Here is an 18,252-nt window from a genome sequence, read left to right on the forward strand (position 1 = left end):
ACAACCGAATGGAACTGTTGGGAATGACGATCGCGCTCCTCGTGATCGTCGGCGTGCTATTTGCGGCCGAGCGGGCCTATCCGCTGGCGGTCGCGCGCTTCGAGGAGAACGTGATCGCCATTCTTCTTGCTGCGATCACGCTGATCTCCTTCTTTCAGGTCATCGGGCGCTACGGCTTCAATTCCGGCTGGCAGGGCGCCCTCGAGGCGACGCGCATCCTGTTTGCCTGGCTCATTCTCTTCGGCATGGCCTATGGCGTGAAGACCGGCATCCATCTCGGCGTCGACGCGATCATCCGACTGTTTCCAAGACCCCTGTTCAAGGCGGCGGCGATCTTCGGAGCCTTTGCCACCTTCGCCTATGCCATGCTTCTGCTCTATGCCGGCTGGCTCGCCTATTTCGGCGCCGACGTTTCCACCAACTGGCGCCAGAGCGGGGCGATCGGCTACTGGACCTTCATGTTCGACCGCGGCACCGGCCTCGACGAGCTGCGCTATCCCGTGTGGATGCAGGACGCCTTCGGCCTGCAAGACCGCGTTCAGCGCTGGGTCGCCTATCTGATGCTGCCGGTCGGGCTCGCGCTTCTGGCGTTCCGATCGCTCGAGGGTCTCGTCCAGATCTTCCAGGGCAAGCGGGAGCTGATCGTTGCCGGGCACGAGGCCGAAGACCTCGTGCAGCAGAACCTCAATGCGTTGAAGGATTGAGCCGGAAATGGAAACCGCCTTCCTGTTCATCCTCGTCTTCGGCTTCCTGTTTCTCGGTGTCCCGGTCGCGATCTCTCTGGGGCTCGCCTCCGTCCTGACGATCGCGCTGTTTTCAGGCGACTCGATGAGTTCCGTCGCGCTGCAGCTCTTCACCGCCAGCCAGAACTACACGCTTCTGGCGATCCCCTTCTTCATCCTCGCCTCGGCCTTCATGTCCACCGGCGGCGTCGCCAAGCGCATCATCCGGCTGGCCATCTCGACCATCGGCCATTTCCGCGGCGGCCTCGCCATGGCGTCGGTTCTCGCCTGCATGCTGTTTGCCGCTCTGTCGGGCTCCTCGCCTGCGACGGTCGTCGCCATCGGCACCATCGCCATCGCCGGCATGCGGCAGGTCGGCTATTCGAAGGAATTTGCCGCCGGCATCATCGCCAATGCCGGCACGCTCGGCATTCTCATTCCGCCCTCGATCGTGATGGTGGTCTATGCGGCGGCGGTGAACGTCTCGGTCGGGCGCATGTTCCTTGCCGGCATCCTGCCGGGCCTCGTCGCCGGCCTGATGCTGATGATCGCGATCTACGTGATCGCCCGAAGGCGCAACCTGCCGGCCGAGGAATGGAAGGGCTTCCACGAGATCATCGAGGGCGGCAAGGAAGCCGGCTGGGGTGTCTTCCTGATCGTCATCATCCTCGGCGGCATCTATGGCGGCGTCTTCACGCCGACCGAGGCGGCCGCCGTCGCGGCGGTCTATTCCGCCTTCGTCGCCCTCTTCATCTATCGCGACATGGGACCTCTGACCGGCGAGCCCTGGGTTCTCGATCATCGCGGCCCGCGCGAGCGCGTGGGCTTCAAGGCGATGGTCTATGCGGTCGCCTTCTTCTTCGTCTGGCTGATCCTGTCCTTCTTCGCCATGGGCGAGGCGGGCGTGACGACCATCGGCCTCAGAAGCGTCATCGGCCTCGTCGGCGTCGCCGTCATCCTCATCGCCTATCCGCTGTGGCGCGGGGAGGGCGGGCTCGCCGCCGTGCCGGGCACGCTCGCCTCCGGCCTGCCGGTCTGGGGGCGCAATCTGAGGGTGATGGGCAAGGGCTTCTTCCCCGCTCTCGTCCATGACGACACCCGCAAGGTGATGGTCGATGCCGGCAAGACGACGGTGATGCTGATGTTCATCATCGTCAACGCGCTGCTCTTCGCCCACACGCTGACGGCCGAGCGCATTCCCGATGCGATCACCGATCTCCTTCTCGGCTACGGCTTCAACTGGTTCACCTTCCTGATCGCCGTGAACGTCCTGCTCCTGATCGGCGGCCAGTTCATGGAACCGTCGGGCCTGCTTCTGATCGTCGCGCCGGTGGTGTTCCCGATCGCGATGGAGCTCGGCATCGACCCGATCCATCTCGGCATCATCATGGTGGTCAATATGGAGATCGGCATGATTACCCCGCCGATCGGGCTGAACCTCTTCGTCACCTCCGGCATCACGGGGATGAGCCTCGTTCAGGTGGTCCGGGCGGCGGCGCCCTTCGTCGCGGTGCTCTTCGTCTTCCTCATCATCGTCACCTATGTGCCGTTCCTCTCGACGATGATCCCGAATGCGCTGATGGGCCCGGAGATCGTCGCGCGGTAAGGGAGCGGGCGGCAAAGCGTGAAGCACGTTCCTGCCGCAGCTCTTGTCGGCGCAGGTCAGACCGGGATCGCGCGGGCGGCGGCAGCGGATGCGTCCGCCGCCCGGTAGCGGCTTGTCAGCGCCGGGTTCCGAGCCTCGCCAATCGCGCCTCCATGCGCGAGTAGACGTCCGCGCTGTCCGTGCAGCCGGTCAGCCAGAGGCAGTTGTCGGGCTTGCCGGTCTGGCGCAGCCAGTCGACGACGGTCATGCCCGTGGTCAGTTGCCCGGCGCATTCGACATCGACGGGACACAGCCGCCCGGTGAAGAGGTCCGGCCATAAAAGAGCCGCGACCGCGACCGCGTCGTGCAGGGGGCGCGAGGCGGTGCCGTGCTTGGCGTTTCCGTAGCGCTCGAAGAATTCCATCATTCCGGCGCAGGCCCGCATGACCTCGCCGCCATGGGCGGCAAGCGCCGACGACCAGTTCACCGGGGCGGGCGTCGCATGGGTGCAGTCCAGCGGGACGGCCGTGATCGGAACGCCGGAGCCCAGCACGATCCGCGCGGCCTCAGGATCGACGAGAATGTTGTATTCCGCCGCCGGGGTCATGTTGCCGCCCTCGAAATAGCCGCCGCCCATGAAGACGATGCGCTCGATTTTCTCGCGGATGTCGGGCGCCATGCGCAGCGCCATGGCGATGTTGGTCTGCGGCCCGAGCGCGATGAGGATGACCTTCTCGGTATGGGCGCGGAGCGTTTCGATGATGAACGCCACCGCGTGGCCGGGCTCCGGCCCCCGTTCGGCGGGCGGAAAGTCCCAGCCGTCGATCCCGGTCTCCCCGTGGATCTCCGGCACCGGACGCGGCTCGCGCATCAGCGGCCGGGCCGAGCCCGCATGGACGCGGATGTCGCCGCGACCCGCCAGCTCGACGATCCGCCGGGCGTTATCGGTGGTCTGGTCGAGGCCCATATTGCCGGCGACGGTCGTCAGTCCGAGGACGTTCAGCTCCGGTGACGCCAGGGCGAGCAGGATCGCAAACGCGTCGTCCTGGCCGGGATCGGTGTCGATGATGACGTGATGAAGTGACATGTCCCGAGTTTCCCTGATCGCGTCCATGCTCGCCGAAGGAGCGATAGCCCAAAGTTTAGGCGCATCCAAATTTGAGGCGGTTTTCGCTTGACCGCTCGGTGGAAGCCGATACTGTATACAGTATCCACAAAGGAGGGGCCTGATGAAAGGCGAATTCGACAACATCCCGATCGTGAGTCTTGCCGGTCTTGCGGATGGCGCCGATCCTGACAAGCGGGCCGAAACCGTGGCCGCTCTGAAGGCCGCGCTGGAGACCTCCGGCTTTGCCTATCTCGCCGATCACGGTGTGCCGGAAGACCTCGTCGAGCGTATGCGCGAGATGAACGTCGCCTTCCATCAGCTTCCCATGGAAGAAAAGCTCAAGCTCAAGATCAACGAGTTCCATCGCGGCTACATGCCGATGTCGAGCTCGACGATCGTGACGTCGTCGGTCGCCAAGGTGACGAAGCCGAACCGCTCCGAAAGCCTGATGGTGATGCACGAGGTTCCGGACGATGCTCCCTATGCGGGCGAGCCGTTGCAGGGGCCCAACCAGTTTCCCGAAAGCGTGCCCGAGGTCGCCGAGACGGCGCGCGCCTACATGGCCGAGATGACCAACCTCGGCGAGCGCATCGCGGGCGGGCTTGCGGAGGCCCTCGGTCTGCCGCGCGACTGGTTTTCAAGGCATTTCGAAGATCCCACGCTGTTCCTGCGGCTGCTTCACTATCCCGAGCAGCCGGACGAGGAGCAGCTCTTCGGCTCGGCGCCCCACACCGACTATGGTTTCGTCACGCTCCTGAAGCAGGACGACGTCGGCGGGCTCGAGGTCCGCAACAAGCACAATGACTGGATCCCGGCGCCGCCCATCCCGGGCACCTTCGTGATGAATGTCGGCGATATCCTCGCCAAATGGTCGAACGGCCGCTTCGTTTCGACGCCGCACCGGGTGCGCAACCTGTCCAAGCGCGATCGCTATTCCCAGCCCTTCTTCTACGATCCCTCGATGCGGGCGCTGGTCGAATGTCCGAAGGAGATGCTGGAAGCCGGCGAGGCTGCCAGGATGGAGCCGGTGCTTTACGGTGACTACCTGCTCGAACGGCTGAACAAGAACTACGACTACCGCAAGAAAGCCTCCTGAGACCCTTCGCAACGACACCTTCAGCCTGACCATCGCGCCCTTCCTTGAAGCGCTCCCCATCGAGGGGCAGTGGCGCAGGCGACGAACGGGAATTTCGACCATGACCGAGATCGACAGACGCAGCATCCTGAAAGCGCTCATCGCCCTTGGCGGCGCTTCCGTCCTGAATATTCCGGCGGTTCATGCCCAGGCCAAGACGCTGGTGGTGACGACCTATGGCGGCTCGTGGGAGAAGTTCTGGCGCGACACGCTGCTGCCGGCCTTCAAGGAAGAGACCGGCGTCGAGCCGCAGCTTGACATCGGTCTTGGTCGAACCTACACGGCCAACCTTCGCGCCGCAGGCGTCGGCAAGGCGCCCTATAGCTGCCTGATGACCAACGAGATCTACGCGACGGTCCTGCGCGACGAGGGCTTTTTCGAAAAGCTCGACCTGTCGCTCGTGCCGAACTACGCCGACCTTTATCCCGTCGCGACAAAGGCATCCGAAGGCTACGCCGCGGTCGGTCTGATCTCGCCGATCGGGATCGGCTATCGGACCGACATGGTGTCCAAGGCGCCCAAGTCCTGGAAGGATTTCTGGGACGATCCCGAGCTGAAGGGGCGCCTCGGCCTCTACAACATCAAGAATTCAGCCGGGAAGATGTTCCTGATGCTGACCTCGATGATCTACGGTTCCGGCATCGACGATCTCGACGCGGGCTTTGCCAAGCTCAAGGAGCTGGGCCCCGTCTATCAGACCGATTTCAACATGAGCACCGCCATGGCGACCGGCGAGATCGCCGTCGCGCCCTTCGATTTCGGCGAGATCGCCCGCTTGCGCAATCAGGGCCTGCCGGTCGACTGCATCATCCCCGAGGAGGGCCTGATGATGTGGGACCAGACCTTCAACATCCTCAAGGACACACCGGCCCGCACAGAAGCCTACGAATATCTGAACTTCGTCCTGGGGCCGAAGGGGCAGGATCTCCTGATGCGCGAGTTCTTCGTCTCGCCGGTCAACAAGACGGTGACGGTCCCGGTCGAGCTTCAGAAGGACGTGCCGGTTTCGGGCGAGGCGATGGATCAGTTCATCGAGTGGGACTGGGCTCTGATGAACGCCAAGTCCGAGGAGATCGCCCGCCGCTGGAACGAGATCTTCGGCGCCTGAGCTGACCGTTTAACGCTTGCCTCCCAACCCGCCACGCCGCAGCGCGCGGCGGGTTTTTTGCAAAGGACCGGCCCCGCCCGATGACCGAAGTCTCTCTTCGCTCGCTCGTCAAACGCTACGGCAAGACCGAGGCGTTGAAGGGCATATCCCTCAACGTCCGGCATGGAGAGTTCGTCTCGCTGCTCGGCCCATCGGGCTGCGGCAAGTCGACGACGCTGAAATGCATTGCCGGTTTCGAGGAGACGAGCGACGGTCAGATCCTCTTCGACGACCGCGACATCTCCCGCAAGCTGCCGGAAGATCGCGACATCGGGATGGTGTTCCAGTCCTATGCGCTGTTTCCGCATATGACGGTCGCGCAGAATCTGGCCTTCGGGCTCGAGATGCGGCGGCTGCAAAAGCGCGAGATCACCGAAAGGGTGGGGCGGGCGATGGAGATGGTCCAGCTCACGCCCTATGCCGAGCGCTACCCGAAGGCGCTTTCGGGCGGCCAGCAGCAGCGCGTGGCGCTTGCCCGCGCACTGGTGATCGAACCGAAGATCCTGCTTCTCGACGAGCCTCTCGCCAATCTCGACGCCAAATTGCGCGACGAGATGCGCGGCTTCATCCGCGACCTGCAGAAGCGCGTCGGCATCACGACGATCTACGTCACCCATGATCAGGGTGAGGCGATGACCATGTCGGACCGTGTGGTGGTGATGTTCGACGGCGAGATCGCCCAGGCGGCGGCGCCCGAAGACGTCTACGACAAGCCGGCGTCGGAACGGGTGGCCCGCTTCGTGGGCAACGCGAACATTCTGGAACTCCCGGTCCGCACAAATGACGAGGCGGGCGTCGAACTCGGCTTGCCGGGCGGCCTGTCGCTGACGATCCAGCGGCCCGTCCCGGCCGCCAATGGCACTCTCGGCGTCATGGCGCGGCCCGAACAGATCGCCCTGACGGACCCGGCTGCAGGCCATCTGCGAGGGCGCATTTCCAAGCGCTATTTCAGCGGCGGCCATGTCGAATATCATGTCGAGACCGATCTCGGGCCGCTGGTCGTCCTCGCGCCGACGAGCCAGAGCGCGAAAGAGGGCGAGAGCGTCGGTCTCGATTTCGATGCGTCGCGGCTGTGGCCGCTTCCCGGGCGGACGGGGTCGGCGGAGAGCCGCGCATGAGACGGTTTCGCGCCTCGCTTCTCATCCTGCCTGCCGCCGCGCTGATCTTCCTGTTCATCGTCCTGCCCTACGTCACCGTCCTGGTGATGAGTTTCCGCGCGCCGGGGGCGAACGGCGAACCCTACGGGCCCGGCTTCGGCCTTCAGGGCTATGCCCAGTTCTTCGACGAGGGCTACTATCTCTGGTCGCTGCCCCAGAGCCTGTTGCTCGGCATCGTGACGACCTTCGTCTGTCTCGTCCTCGCCTATCCGATCGCCCTGCATATTGCCGGGGCGCGCAGGAGATGGCGCGGCCTGCTCTACGGCATCGTCCTGTCGCCGCTGCTGATCGGGATCGTCATTCGCAGCTATGGCTGGACCATCCTTCTCGGCAATTCCGGCGTGATCAATTCCACCCTGCGCGATCTCGGACTGATCCAGCGCCCGCTCCCGCTGATGTACAACGATTTCGGCGTCGTCCTGGCGCTGTCCCACGTCTTCCTGCCCTTCATGGTGCTGCCATTGCTTTCGGCATTGCAGTCCATGGATCCGGCCGTGAAACAGGCGGCCCGCTCGCTCGGCGCGCGGCCATTCACGATCTTTCGGCGGGTGACCTTTCCGGTCTCGATGCCCGGCGTGCAGACCGGCTGCATCCTCGTCTTCGTGCTGGCCATATCGTCCTATGTGACGCCGGCCCTCGTCGGCGGAATGCGGGTGAAGACGACGACGCTCCTGGTCGTCGACGCGCTGATCGATCAGTTCCAGTGGCCCTTCGGTTCGGCCATGGCGTTGATCCTCGCCGTTTCGGCGGGGGTGATCGTTCTGATCTTCGCGCGGCTGACAGCCATGAAGTGGAACTGAGCCATGCGGATCGGCGCACTGTTTCTCGGGCTGTTTCGCCTCCTGGTCTATACCTTCCTGCTGGCTCCGCTCGTCATCGTCGTCCTGGCATCGCTGAATGCCGGCAACTTCCTGACATTCCCGCCGCAGGGGCTGAGCCTGCGCTGGTTCTGGACGTTCCTTGAGAACGACGTCTTCATCGATGCGATCGTCTATTCGTCGATCCTGGCGGCAGGCGCCACGGCGGTTTCCCTCGTCATCGGCACCATGGCGGCGCTTTATTTCGTGCGCCACGCCAAACGCGAGGCGGAGATCGTTCGCATTGGCGTTCTGCTGCCGCTGATCCTGCCGGAGATCCTCACCGCGATCGCGCTTCTGTTCTTCTTCTACGAGATCGGGATCGGAACCGAGTACAAGATCGCTCTCTTCACCGGCCACGTCCTGATGACGCTGCCCTTCGTGTTTCTGAACGTGACCACTTCGCTGCAGGGACGCGACGATTCGATCGAGCTGGCCGCCCGAACCCTCGGGGCGTCGCGCTACACGGCCTTCCGCCGCATCACCCTGCCTCTGATCGCGCCGGGCATGGCGACGGGCGGCGTCTTTGCCTTCATCATCAGTTTCGATACTTTCGGCATTTCCTTCATTCTCAAGGGCTCGGGCTCGGCACCGCTGCCTATACAGTTGTATGATTATCTGCGATTCAACTTCACGCCGGAGGCCGCCGCCGTGTCCACGGTGTCCATCATCCTGACCCTCGTCCTCGTCACTCTGGCCGATCTTCTTTTCTCCCGAAATTCGAAGGCTTGATGATAGAATTCGACCAGGAACTCAGCCTTCGCTCGATCGGCTCGGAAGTGGCCGACAGGATCGAGGCGGCGATCGTGCGCGAGATCTTCGCGCCCGGCGAGAAGCTGCGTGAGATCGAAATCTGCTCGCGCTTCGGCATCTCGCGATCGCCGCTGCGGGAAGCATTTCAGATTCTGGAGGGCAGGGGCCTCGTCGAACGGCGGCCGAGGCTCGGCACTAGAGTGACCGAACTCAGCGTCGGCAATCTGGACGAGATCACCGCCTGCCGCATTCCGCTGGAAGCGACGTGCAGCCGTCTCATCGCGGAGCGGCCCGATCGCGAAAATGTCGCCCGCGAGCTGACCCTTGAACTCGAGGCGATGCGCGACGCCAAGGCCAGCGGTGATTTTCGCGCCGGTTTCGAGGCCAATGTGCGCATGACCGCATTAAGCCATGCCCGCTGCGGGAACGCGGTGTTGATGCGGCTCCTAGACCAGCTCGACAAGGCCGCGCTGCGCTACCGCTTTCGCGCCTATCGCAGCACCACCGGCATCCTCGACGACATGATCGAAGGCAATGCGGCGATGATCGCCGAAATTCGCGCTGGCCGGGCGAGCGAGGCGGCAGCCGTCACCGCCGGTCTCGTCGAAAGAGCCTGGCATACCAGCCGCCGGCTGTTCCTCGAGGCCGCTGAGGGCCATTCGGCGCTTTGAGGTGGCTGCTGACCGGACTTCACGCCTGCTGCCGAGCCGGAGCATTGCACGGTTAAAGCGCCGGTCCGATTCCCCGCATATCCCCATACCTTGAGAATGCTGCGAGAGGATCGCTAGAGCGGGATGAGATGAGCTTCGCTCACCCTCCCGCTCTATCCTCTTGTCGGGGCATGATCTTTTCCGAAAACCGGTTCCCACTTTTCGGGATCATGCTCTAGCGCGCTTTGCTCGCCGCATATCCGAACGCCGCCATCTCTTCTGCGGCCTTTCGCTCGATCATGGCGATCGTCCGGCCATTGAGTTCCCGCCGCCATGCATCGGTCTCACCGCTCCGGAAGAAGTTGGCGGGTTCGACCGTCAGGTCCCAGGGAGCATCGGATTTGGCGCCCCGCAGATTTTCCAGGCTGCAGCGTCTCACGGCCTCTTCCGCTTGCCCCGATGCAAGTTCGAGCCCGAGCCAGTCGCAGATTTTCCCGACTTGGCCCGCCGTATCCGCGTGGAGGTCTTCGTAACGCAATGTCAGGCAGCGATCGGTCTTCTCCGCGAGCCTGCGGCCTGCCTCCACGTGCTTTTTCCAGTCGGCGATGATGGAAACCGTGTTCGCGCTCGCCCATGATGCCGCCCACTCCCGGGCGGCAATCGTCGAGGCGACGACGGAGCGTGGATCGCGAACGATGTGAAGGAAGCGGGCCCGTGGGTAGATGCGGTGAATGAACTCTTGATGGAGAATGTGGGCCGGGGTCTTTTCGACGATGAGTTTCGCGTCCGGATATGCGTCGCGGATCTTCTTCAGCACGGTCGTCGAAAATTTTCGACATTGCTGCAAGAACTCGGCTTCGCTGAGGACGAAGGGCAAACCGATGTCGCGATAGCTGGGATGCTTCTGGCGCCGGGTGGCATGGTTGTTCCACGTGCGCCACATTGGCCCGAGATACGCATTGAAGAGATGCGTTTCGCCTGCGGACGCCACCAGCCCCGTATTGAATATCAGGAGTTGCAGCCAGGTGGTTCCACTGCGTGGTGCGCCGACGATGAAGACGAGCTGGCTGTCCAGCCGCGACCGTTGCTTTGCGCCGTTCAATCTGAAAGTCCGTTTCCCTGCACGAATGAGCGGAGGATCATCAAGAGCGGCAGCCTCCAGCCGAGCGAGTGGCCTTTTGGCCTGCTGATGCTTGAAACCCCATGGAACGCAAGACGCGGCCTAGATGCTTCTTGCCAGCCGCTTGCGAACGGCCGCAATTTCCGGCGACCGGTCGAAACTGTCGGCCATGTCGAGGACTTTGATCGCTTCGTTATAGTCTGCCTTCGCCTCGTGGATGCGCGCGCGCCCGACCAGGGCCTTTGCTTTCCAATCGCTGGTGCGCGACCGGCGATACAGGTCGTCCAGCATTGTTTCCGCATTCTCGAAGTCGCCGGCATCGACATACCGATTGGCCAGAGCAAGAATTCCCGCTTTATACGCAGGCTTCAACGCAACGGCGCGCTTTGCCGATTCGAGCGAGCGCTCGGCGTGCCCGGCGCGGTGCAGGACACGGGCGCGGAACGTCAAAGCCTCCGCGCTCTCTTCAGCTTCCGCTGTCGAGAGGAGTTCGATGATCGCTTCCTTGTCGTGCCCGTCATCAAACAGGATACGAGCGAGTTTGACACGGGCGGAAATATCCTTGGGGTCGATCTCGATCGCGGATCTCAGCAATTCGGCAGCGCCCTCGCGGTCTCCGTCCTTCAAGCGGATCTGTGCTTCGTTGATCGGATCCTGACCGCCCACACCCGTGTATGCCGCTGTCATCCGTTGCACATTGGCCCGCACCGCCTCCTCGGTCGGGTGCACTTGATCAGCGATGTAAGCGCTATCCTTGCGTGTCAGCATGAAGGACTCGAAGGACGGGAAATAACCCAGCTGCGGATACCGGCTGCACACCATCTCTGCGGCAACCCGCAAAACGGATTTGGAGTAGCTGTTGGCAAGAGCGACGTCGTGCGTCGTGAAGGTGGCCGTCATCGGCACCGGCGAGACAGTGACGATCATCCGATAGTCCGGAGCACAAATCCGATCGAGGAGACCGATGAGTTCCTCGAGGCTCGAATAGACGTCATCGACCGACAGGACATGCAATTCGAACCGGTTCGGATCCTGCCGAATGATCCGTTTGGGGGGCGCCAGATTGACATACGTACGGGTAGCGTTATCCCACCAGGCTTCGACAAGTCCAAGCGTCAGGACAATGTTCTTCGTGCCCGCAAGCTGGCGGTAGACCGCGTTGATGCTCTCCCGGATGCCCAGTATGACATCCTTTGGCTGTGGCCTGAGATTGCCGGCGACATCGAGATCCTGCCACTTCCCCTTCGTGAGCTCGACGCAGTTCCGCTCGACCGAGAATGGCTCTCCTTCCCCGAAAGCCCATCTGATCTGCTTGGCAATGCCAGGCGACACATAGTTGTTGAGGAGCGTGGACGCCTTGCCGTTCCAAAGGCCGGGGTCGATCGAGAAGCTTTTCGTGGGAATCGTAAATCCGAGCGCTTCGAGCTTGTCTTCCACGTTGCGTGCAAAGCAGGAACCGATCGTAAAGATCTTTTCGCCCGCTTCGAATTTCGTGATCGTCTTGAAATCCGGCGCGGCAATGTTGGAGAACCGGTCCAGCGATGTTCCCCGCTCGGGCCAATTCGAGAAGGGATTATCCTTCAACTGTCGGAACGCAAGGTCGGCCGAAACCGTAGATAGAGGCATAAGCTGTCTCGATTCTATGTCCAGTCACTGGCACATTACCTGCTCGTACTCCCATGGTCATCCTCAAAATTACCGGTCTTTGCGCTCGCCATTCGGCGCGGGCGACCCGGGTAATGGCGCTCATACGGGACGGGACGGCTTCGACGCAGGGCCACTACTCCATCCCCGCAACTCCGGCTCGCGGGGGAGGGGGCGGGATCGAGCCTGCGGGCTGGCGCGATGCGAGATCTCGGCCAGGTCGTCTGCGTAGCGGCTGGCCGGAAATTGCAGCCGGGCCGGCCAATCAGCCAGTGCCCGAAGGCCTCCCGCGTTGCAGCCGCGATCGGCGGAGATGCCGATCCGGGCTTGTTCTACGGAAGCGCCGGAACGCCCCCTCTCGCTTCCGGTATCGCGTCTCGCCGATCGCCGTCCCAGTGGGCGGTCCGGCGACCTGCAGCGCGCAGTCCCGCGCGGCTCGGTCGCAGTTCGTCGCCGTCAACCATACAGGTGCAAAAAAATTCCTTTGGGGAATTTCGCATTGACGTAGCGGGGGCGGACAGCAATAAGTGTGACGTGCCGTTGCAAATTGATATCAATCCCGTGGCGCCATCTTGTCATCCCGACTGAGATTTGTTTTGCTCGATTGTGCAGTGCAACATATGGTTGCAATAAGCGGGATAAAGACAAATGCGTAGAAAAATCGCCGTGGCAGGGGCTGGTATTTATGGTTCCGTTGCGGCAATTAAGCTGGCTGAAGCTGGAAATGACGTATATCTGTTTGATCCTCTCGGTATCATGCAGGCGGCGTCAGGCATCAATCAGTATCGGGTTCATGCCGGATATCACTATCCTCGCAGCGTCGAAACGGTGATGGAAGTCATGCAGGCACGCGGAGAATTCATTGCTATGTTCAGTGATGCCATCGTGCGCAATGCCTCGCACTATTACGCAATCCCTCGCGCCGGATCGCTGACGACGACCGAGGATTACGTTTCGGCCATGGATAGTTTCGGGTTGCCGCTGCGTGAGGTAAAGCCGGACTGGATGGATTTCGGCTATATCGATACCTGCTGGGAGGTCGATGAATATCTGTTCGACCCTGAAATTCTAAGGCAGTTGCTCAAGGAGAAGCTCGAATCGCTCGATATCACCTTCGAGAAGCGCCGCTTCGAGGAGGTCGAGCAATCGGAGTATGATTTCGTCGTCTATGCGACATACGGCTTGTCCGGAAGCCACATCAATCTATTCTCCGAGGTGAGGTTCCAGGTCGCCGAGAAGATTCTCGTACGGTTTCCCGAGGCGTTGCAGCACGTCTCGCTGGTGGTCGTGGATGGGCCCTTCACGGCCTTCGATGCCTATGGGAGCAGCGACACCTCTCTCTTCGGGTCGGCGCGTTACACCAATCACTGGACATCCTACGACGAGAGCGAGCCGCTCCCGGAGCAATTCGTCGGGCGTATGAATTTGCCGACCTTCGAACCGTTCGAAAACACGCGCTTCGAGCAGATGGTCGAGGGCGCTATGGAGGTCACGCCGCTCGCGAAGGATGCAGAGTATCTCGGATCCCGCTTCACCATGCGGATCGTCGAGAACCGGCCGGGTGACGACCGCCGGATCCTGCATGTCCGCAAGTCTGAGCCGGGCGTCGTGCATCTCTTTTCCGGCAAGGTGGTGAGCGCCGTCAAGGCTGCGGAGCTGGTATGCCAGATGGTCGAAGAGGATGGGTAGGTTCCGCCCCCAGTGGCTGGTCGTCGGCTCGGGACGCTGGGGCGGAATCGTCGCGCAGGCGCTGGAGCGCTGCGATCGTACGGTACTGACACGCGGCGGCTTTCGCGTTTTGCCCGGCGAGGCTTGGGATGCATACCAGGCGCGATGCGCCGAACGCATCCGCGAGACGGGCGCGGAGATGGTTTGGATCGCGACGCCTCCCGGCGAGCATGTGGTGCCGCTTCTGGAGGCGGCGCTTGCCGCCGGATGTAATGCCGTCGTCGAGAAACCATGGTTGACTGATAGTTCGACTTCAAGCAGAATTTCGAAAGAGTTCGCTTCTTGCGCGAAAGTTGCGGCGGTGCACCATCAGTATCTCTATCTCGATGACATCGAAGCGCTTCGCGAACGCTGGCAGCGTCGCGATGACGCGCTTTTCGCAGGTGCGTTTCTGACGACGAAGCCCGGTCGCCCGGATCTTCCCGCAGACGCCAATCTTGGGAGCCATCTCTTGTCGATGCGTCGCTACATCGCGCCAAGCAGCCAGATCGCAAAATTCGACGTCGGTTACGGACAGGCCGTGGACTTGCGCAAAGTCTGCTTCCGGTCCAAAGGGCAATCCGACGGTCTCGATTTTACCGTCAACAGTCAGCCCATCGTCGAGCGCTTCATCGCGGATTTCGAAAGATCTTCGGAGAGAGGCACCGAGCCCCCAGCGAACCTTGGTCACGCCGCCGCCGTTTTTGACGACCTTCTTGCGGTGAGGGCCGGCAAACTGCTCGCCCTTCCCACTCAGAATGCCAACGTGAATTAAGGAGGGGCCATATGAAAACCCCCGCCGCAAAAGCCAAGCCCAAGCCGGCCGCACCCGTCGGGGGCGGTCACCTTGCTGCAGCAAAGCCTGCTCCCGCAAAGCCCAACGGGACAGGAGCCGCGCCCGCCGCTCAGAGCAGGCGGCAAGTCTTCGAAAGCCGCGTCATCGAGGATCTGGCGAGCCCGCCGCTCTCCTCCTTCATCCGTTCGGTGCCTGCGCCCCGCGCGCGCAAGGACCAGATGAAATTGCGCATGGCGACGATCGCTTCGGCATCATTCAACAGGTCCTTGAGCACGGCCGTCGAGTGCGAAAAGCTCAGGCCCAAGGATTGGCGCCAGCAGCTCGAGCAGTCGCGCCCGACGATCCTGATCTGCGAATCCTCGTGGGATTATCTCGCCCCCAAATGGCGCGATATCATCGTCGATCCGTCGCATGTCAGCCGCAATCTCTCGGAGGAATTCACCGAGCTGTTGCAGCATTGCCGCGCGAACGGCATCCGGACCGTGTTCGTCTTCACCGTCAACGAGGAACATTTTCCGGCCTTCACGCAGACCGCATCGCAATTCGAGCGCGTCTATGCGTCCACCGCGACCGACGTGAAGAAGCTTCTCTCCTTCGGGATTACGGCTGGCGTCCTTCCGCCTGCCATAGCGCCCTCGCTGACAAATCCGCTGCGGCGGGACATGAACGGCCATCTCGAAATCACGCGCGATTTCGGCATTCTGTGTGACAGTTTCTACGACATCCTCTACAACTCCGGTAAGGGGGAGGAGGCCCTGTCGGCGATCGTCGAGCCTGCACTCGACTACCTGTTTTGGATCTCGGAATCGAAATACAAGATCAGAAACAACAACGCCCGGCTCAACCGCGAGCTTCGGCGGCGTTTCATCGGCTGCTTCGAAGACAAGGAGCGCGCCTTTCTGCTGAAATACAGCAAGATATTCTTCGCGCTGACGCCCTCCGAGCAGCCCTTGCTCATATCGAGCATGCGCTCGCTGATGGAGTCGATGGCCAGCAAATCGGCGGTCATGACGAACTTCCATTCGCAACTGCCGCCAGAATTGGCGCCGCTCGCCGTCGCGGTGAACGATCGCGACGATTCGCGCCAGAGCCTTGCCCGCCTCTCCACCGATCACGAATTGCGCCGGCGCATGACCCACCTCGCTTATCGCGAGGTGATGACCAACCACACATACGACGTGCGTATTCGCCAGATCGCTTCGGATCTCGGGCTCGACATCCCCGAGCCCGAACAGCCTCTCGTCTCGGTGGTCGTGCCGACCATGCGGCCGGAGCTCGTTCCATTCGCGCTCGAGTGCTACCGGAGCCAGGACTACGAAAACAAAGAGCTGATCATCGTCGTCAATCGTGACGGCTGCATGCCCTCGGACATCTACCCGATGCTGCGCGAGAGCGACAACGCTCGGGTTCTCAAAGTTCCGAACGAGCAGGCCATCGGCGCTTGTATGAATGTCGGCATCGGGCATAGCAACGGCCAATATTGGGCCAAGATGGATGACGACGACTATTACGGCCCGCGCTATCTGAGCGACACGATGCTGAATCGGAATTTCACGGATTTCGACATCGTCGGAAAGTCGCAGCACTTCGTTTACATCGAGGACTACGACAAGCTCTATCTGCACAAGAAGGATTGGGCGGCTCATTCGCTCAATCACTTCGTCGCGGGAGGCACCTTCGTCGTTCGCAAGACTCCCGACCCCGAGATGATGTTCGACGAAAAGGTCAGAGGCTACGCGGATATCGACTTCCTTCTGCGCAATCTCGACAACGGACGCACCGTCGTTTCGGGCGATCCGTTCAACTTCATCCTGATCCGCCGCGCAGACAAGACGAGCCACACTTGGACGATCGATTCCTCTGAGATCGCGCTGTCCGCGCCGATCTGCGAGGGCTTTGGTCTCGATCGTGTTTCGATCTAGAGGAAGGCAGGATGAGAGCGTTGAAGAAGTTTCTGGTTCGCCAAAGACCTGCAGACGAAGTCGGTGGAGACAACGTGATGAGAACGCTGGAACGGGCGGTTGCACAGGTGGCGAACGAGCCGGCCGAGACACCGTCGTTGGTGCACACCGCCGGCCTTTACGACAGGCTGGTGGCCGAGCATAAAAAGATCGTTTCCGGCGGAGGATCGGACACGGTCGATTTCGCCGCCGAGATGGCAGGGCAGGCGCGCACGCCGCTCGAGGAAAACGATTGTGCCTGGTGCTCCACTTCGAGCCTTGGGCGCGAAAGGCGAGAAAAATTGGACGGCACGCGTTTCGACGTCGAATCCGCGCTCGGCCGCGACGCCGCCTATCTCGATCTGCGGTTTCCGGCGACGTTTCGACAATTGTCGGTGATGATCGATGTCTTCATCGACGGCCGGCTGGTGCAGAGCGAGTTCTTCGGCCCGGACAAGCTTTGGCCCGACGAGCCACCGGTCCCGCCTAAGGATCGCAGTTTCTCGATCGTCGTGCCGATCCCCGAGGAGAAGCGGGCGTCCGGGTTCGTCCTGGAGGCGGTCTGGGACAACAAGCTGATGATGATGCGGCGCGTCACGTCTTCCGAGATGGTCGGGCCGGACAAGATGGACATCAACGGCTCACTTTATACCGTGAGCCAGGCGAGGATCCAGGGCTGGGTCGTTGATCGGCGCAGCCGGCCGCGTGAGCTTCCGGTTTCGATCACCATCGACGATGAGACGAGCATCGTCGTGACGAAGAATGAATTTCCCTTTTCGAAGCAGATCGTGCGCGGTTTCAGCTTCCCGATCCCGCGCCGCTATCTCGACGACGCGCCGCACAGGGTCGAACTCAGTCATGTGTTCGTCGATCGCAAGTTGCAGCGCGGGGTGTTCCAGTTCGTCGGCGACAAGACCGGATGTCTGATCTTCAAGACTCTCGTGACAGGCGATGTCCTGAAGATCACCGTCTTTTCGGCGCGGTCTTTGACCGACAACTCGGAAAAGGCGATGGTGAGGCTGCGCCGGGCAGGCCGGATCATTGCGCAGGGCAGTGCCAACATGCCCGACGATCCGGATTTCCAGTTCCTGGAGGGGCGCAACAGCCTCGACGTCAAGCTGGCGGATATCGACATCTCGAACATGGCGGAGCTGTCGCTCGAGGTGAGCGAAGGGACGCGGGAATATCGGATCCCCCATCTTTGAGGACTTGCGACTTCTAGTATTGGACGCTAGCGAATACAGTTTTGGCTGGCCGATGACCGTATTTCCGGAACTGCATTGGTCAGGCTTGAGGTGAAGCGATCGACGCAGGATCGCCGTAATTTCCGGTCTAGTGATGGCGGGCCGGAATTAGATCGACGATACGGCATTTGAAGCTGTTTCCGCTGTCTGGCAGCGGTGACTTTACGGATGGGAATGCATCGCTTATCGCGGTGCCCACGCGTGACGGGCCAAAACCGCAAATGACGGCAACGCCCGGTGACATCGACACGAATGTAGGATCAAAAATGAAGATTATCGTCCTGGGTGGGGATGGCTTTTGCGGCTGGCCGAATGCGCTTTATCTGTCGCGGCGGGGTCATGACGTCATTATCGTCGACAATCTGTCGCGTCGCTCGATCGACCTCGAGCTCGAGGTCGACAGCCTGACGCCGATCCGTCCGATCGGCGAGCGGATCCGTGTCTGGAAGGAACTGACCGGCAAGGAGATCCGCTTCGAGAACTTCACGGTCGGCGAGCACTATCATCGGCTTCTGACGCTGATCGAGACCGAGCAGCCCGACGCGATCGTGCATTTCGCCGAGCAGCGCGCCGCGCCCTATTCGATGAAGTCGTCGTCGCACAAGCGCTATACGGTGAGCAACAACCTCAACGCCACCAACGACGTCCTCGCCGCGATCGTCGAGTCGCGCCAGAACATCCATCTCA

16 protein-coding genes are annotated in these 18,252 nt (G+C 61.8%); 13 read left to right on the top strand and 3 right to left on the bottom strand.

All coding sequences use genetic code 11. The annotated features are described in order from the left end of the window. Positions 1–8 precede the first annotated feature (8 nt). Positions 9–704: a TRAP transporter small permease gene (locus tag J6595_RS13810; RefSeq protein ID WP_209595142.1), complete on the top strand. Its 696-nt coding sequence runs from the start codon at positions 9–11 to the stop codon at positions 702–704. A 7-nt stretch (positions 705–711) separates the two neighbouring features. Next, positions 712–2,328, top strand: a complete 1,617-nt coding sequence (locus J6595_RS13815) for a TRAP transporter large permease (RefSeq protein WP_209595143.1) — start codon at positions 712–714, stop codon at positions 2,326–2,328. A 115-nt stretch (positions 2,329–2,443) separates the two neighbouring features. Here J6595_RS13815 and J6595_RS13820 read toward each other — a convergent pair whose 3' ends face one another. Beyond that, positions 2,444–3,394: a nucleoside hydrolase gene (locus J6595_RS13820; RefSeq protein ID WP_209595144.1), complete on the bottom strand. Its 951-nt coding sequence runs from the start codon at positions 3,392–3,394 to the stop codon at positions 2,444–2,446. Positions 3,395–3,536: 142 nt separating this feature from the next. Here J6595_RS13820 and J6595_RS13825 point away from each other — a divergent pair, with 142 nt between their 5' ends. The 6 genes from J6595_RS13825 to J6595_RS13850 all read left to right on the top strand — a co-directional run bounded on the left by J6595_RS13825 (position 3,537) and on the right by J6595_RS13850 (position 9,135). Further along, positions 3,537–4,511 (top strand): isopenicillin N synthase family dioxygenase, encoded by a 975-nt coding sequence (locus tag J6595_RS13825; protein ID WP_209595145.1) that lies wholly within the window; start codon positions 3,537–3,539, stop codon positions 4,509–4,511. A 100-nt stretch (positions 4,512–4,611) separates the two neighbouring features. Continuing rightward, complete coding sequence (locus tag J6595_RS13830; protein ID WP_209595146.1) at positions 4,612–5,658, top strand: ABC transporter substrate-binding protein; 1,047 nt, start codon at positions 4,612–4,614, stop codon at positions 5,656–5,658. Between the two features lie 80 nt (positions 5,659–5,738). Further along, positions 5,739–6,815 (top strand): ABC transporter ATP-binding protein, encoded by a 1,077-nt coding sequence (locus tag J6595_RS13835; RefSeq protein WP_209595147.1) that lies wholly within the window; start codon positions 5,739–5,741, stop codon positions 6,813–6,815. After that, positions 6,812–7,654: an ABC transporter permease gene (locus tag J6595_RS13840; RefSeq protein ID WP_209595148.1), complete on the top strand. Its 843-nt coding sequence runs from the start codon at positions 6,812–6,814 to the stop codon at positions 7,652–7,654. The genes J6595_RS13835 and J6595_RS13840 overlap by 4 nt, the downstream gene beginning before the upstream one ends. Positions 7,655–7,657: 3 nt before the next feature. Continuing rightward, entirely contained in the window at positions 7,658–8,443 is a 786-nt protein-coding gene (locus tag J6595_RS13845; protein WP_209595149.1) for an ABC transporter permease, read from the top strand. Beyond that, positions 8,443–9,135 carry a GntR family transcriptional regulator gene (locus tag J6595_RS13850; RefSeq protein ID WP_209595150.1) on the top strand — a complete coding sequence of 231 codons (693 nt, stop codon included), beginning with the start codon at positions 8,443–8,445 and terminating at the stop codon, positions 9,133–9,135. The genes J6595_RS13845 and J6595_RS13850 overlap by 1 nt, the downstream gene beginning before the upstream one ends. Positions 9,136–9,349: 214 nt before the next feature. On the opposite strand, the gene J6595_RS13855 is transcribed toward J6595_RS13850, so the two are convergent. Continuing rightward, positions 9,350–10,216, bottom strand: a complete 867-nt coding sequence (locus tag J6595_RS13855) for a sulfotransferase family protein (protein ID WP_209595151.1) — start codon at positions 10,214–10,216, stop codon at positions 9,350–9,352. A gap of 120 nt (positions 10,217–10,336) precedes the next feature. Continuing rightward, positions 10,337–11,860 carry a GSCFA domain-containing protein gene (locus J6595_RS13860; RefSeq protein ID WP_209595152.1) on the bottom strand — a complete coding sequence of 508 codons (1,524 nt, stop codon included), beginning with the start codon at positions 11,858–11,860 and terminating at the stop codon, positions 10,337–10,339. 666 nt (positions 11,861–12,526) lie between these two features. Between J6595_RS13860 and J6595_RS13865 the strand changes: the two genes are divergently transcribed. The 5 genes from J6595_RS13865 to J6595_RS13885 form a co-directional block, all read left to right on the top strand. Further along, entirely contained in the window at positions 12,527–13,567 is a 1,041-nt protein-coding gene (locus J6595_RS13865) for an FAD-dependent oxidoreductase (RefSeq protein WP_209595153.1), read from the top strand. Then, positions 13,560–14,360 (top strand): Gfo/Idh/MocA family oxidoreductase, encoded by an 801-nt coding sequence (locus J6595_RS13870; RefSeq protein WP_209595154.1) that lies wholly within the window; start codon positions 13,560–13,562, stop codon positions 14,358–14,360. Before J6595_RS13865 ends, J6595_RS13870 begins: the two co-directional genes overlap by 8 nt. An 11-nt stretch (positions 14,361–14,371) precedes the next feature. Beyond that, positions 14,372–16,303, top strand: coding sequence for a glycosyltransferase (locus J6595_RS13875; RefSeq protein ID WP_209595155.1), 1,932 nt, complete (start codon positions 14,372–14,374; stop codon positions 16,301–16,303). A 77-nt stretch (positions 16,304–16,380) separates the two neighbouring features. Continuing rightward, the gene (locus tag J6595_RS13880) at positions 16,381–17,526 is read left to right on the top strand and encodes a hypothetical protein (protein WP_209595156.1); all 1,146 of its coding nucleotides are present in this window, start codon (positions 16,381–16,383) and stop codon (positions 17,524–17,526) included. Between the two features lie 305 nt (positions 17,527–17,831). Beyond that, positions 17,832–18,252: NAD-dependent epimerase/dehydratase family protein (locus J6595_RS13885; protein WP_209595157.1), on the top strand; the 421-nt coding region annotated here is incomplete at its 3' end.

The organism is Jiella mangrovi, assembly GCF_017815135.1.
Lineage (GTDB): Bacteria > Pseudomonadota > Alphaproteobacteria > Rhizobiales > Rhizobiaceae > Jiella > Jiella mangrovi.

Excerpts from the sequence above, each read along its gene's own strand:
- J6595_RS13820 (WP_209595144.1), bottom strand. The coding sequence starts at position 3,394 with ATGTCACTTCATCACGTCATCATCGACACCGATCCCGGCCAGGACGAC.
- J6595_RS13815 (WP_209595143.1), top strand. The coding sequence starts at position 712 with ATGGAAACCGCCTTCCTGTTCATCCTCGTCTTCGGCTTCCTGTTTCTC.
- J6595_RS13860 (WP_209595152.1), bottom strand. The coding sequence starts at position 11,860 with ATGCCTCTATCTACGGTTTCGGCCGACCTTGCGTTCCGACAGTTGAAG.
- J6595_RS13850 (WP_209595150.1), top strand. The coding sequence starts at position 8,443 with ATGATAGAATTCGACCAGGAACTCAGCCTTCGCTCGATCGGCTCGGAA.
- J6595_RS13825 (WP_209595145.1), top strand. The coding sequence starts at position 3,537 with ATGAAAGGCGAATTCGACAACATCCCGATCGTGAGTCTTGCCGGTCTT.
- J6595_RS13835 (WP_209595147.1), top strand. The coding sequence starts at position 5,739 with ATGACCGAAGTCTCTCTTCGCTCGCTCGTCAAACGCTACGGCAAGACC.
- J6595_RS13865 (WP_209595153.1), top strand. The coding sequence starts at position 12,527 with ATGCGTAGAAAAATCGCCGTGGCAGGGGCTGGTATTTATGGTTCCGTT.
- J6595_RS13880 (WP_209595156.1), top strand. The coding sequence starts at position 16,381 with ATGAGAACGCTGGAACGGGCGGTTGCACAGGTGGCGAACGAGCCGGCC.
- J6595_RS13870 (WP_209595154.1), top strand. The coding sequence starts at position 13,560 with ATGGGTAGGTTCCGCCCCCAGTGGCTGGTCGTCGGCTCGGGACGCTGG.
- J6595_RS13845 (WP_209595149.1), top strand. The coding sequence starts at position 7,658 with ATGCGGATCGGCGCACTGTTTCTCGGGCTGTTTCGCCTCCTGGTCTAT.
- J6595_RS13840 (WP_209595148.1), top strand. The coding sequence starts at position 6,812 with ATGAGACGGTTTCGCGCCTCGCTTCTCATCCTGCCTGCCGCCGCGCTG.
- J6595_RS13810 (WP_209595142.1), top strand. The coding sequence starts at position 9 with ATGGAACTGTTGGGAATGACGATCGCGCTCCTCGTGATCGTCGGCGTG.
- J6595_RS13830 (WP_209595146.1), top strand. The coding sequence starts at position 4,612 with ATGACCGAGATCGACAGACGCAGCATCCTGAAAGCGCTCATCGCCCTT.
- J6595_RS13875 (WP_209595155.1), top strand. The coding sequence starts at position 14,372 with ATGAAAACCCCCGCCGCAAAAGCCAAGCCCAAGCCGGCCGCACCCGTC.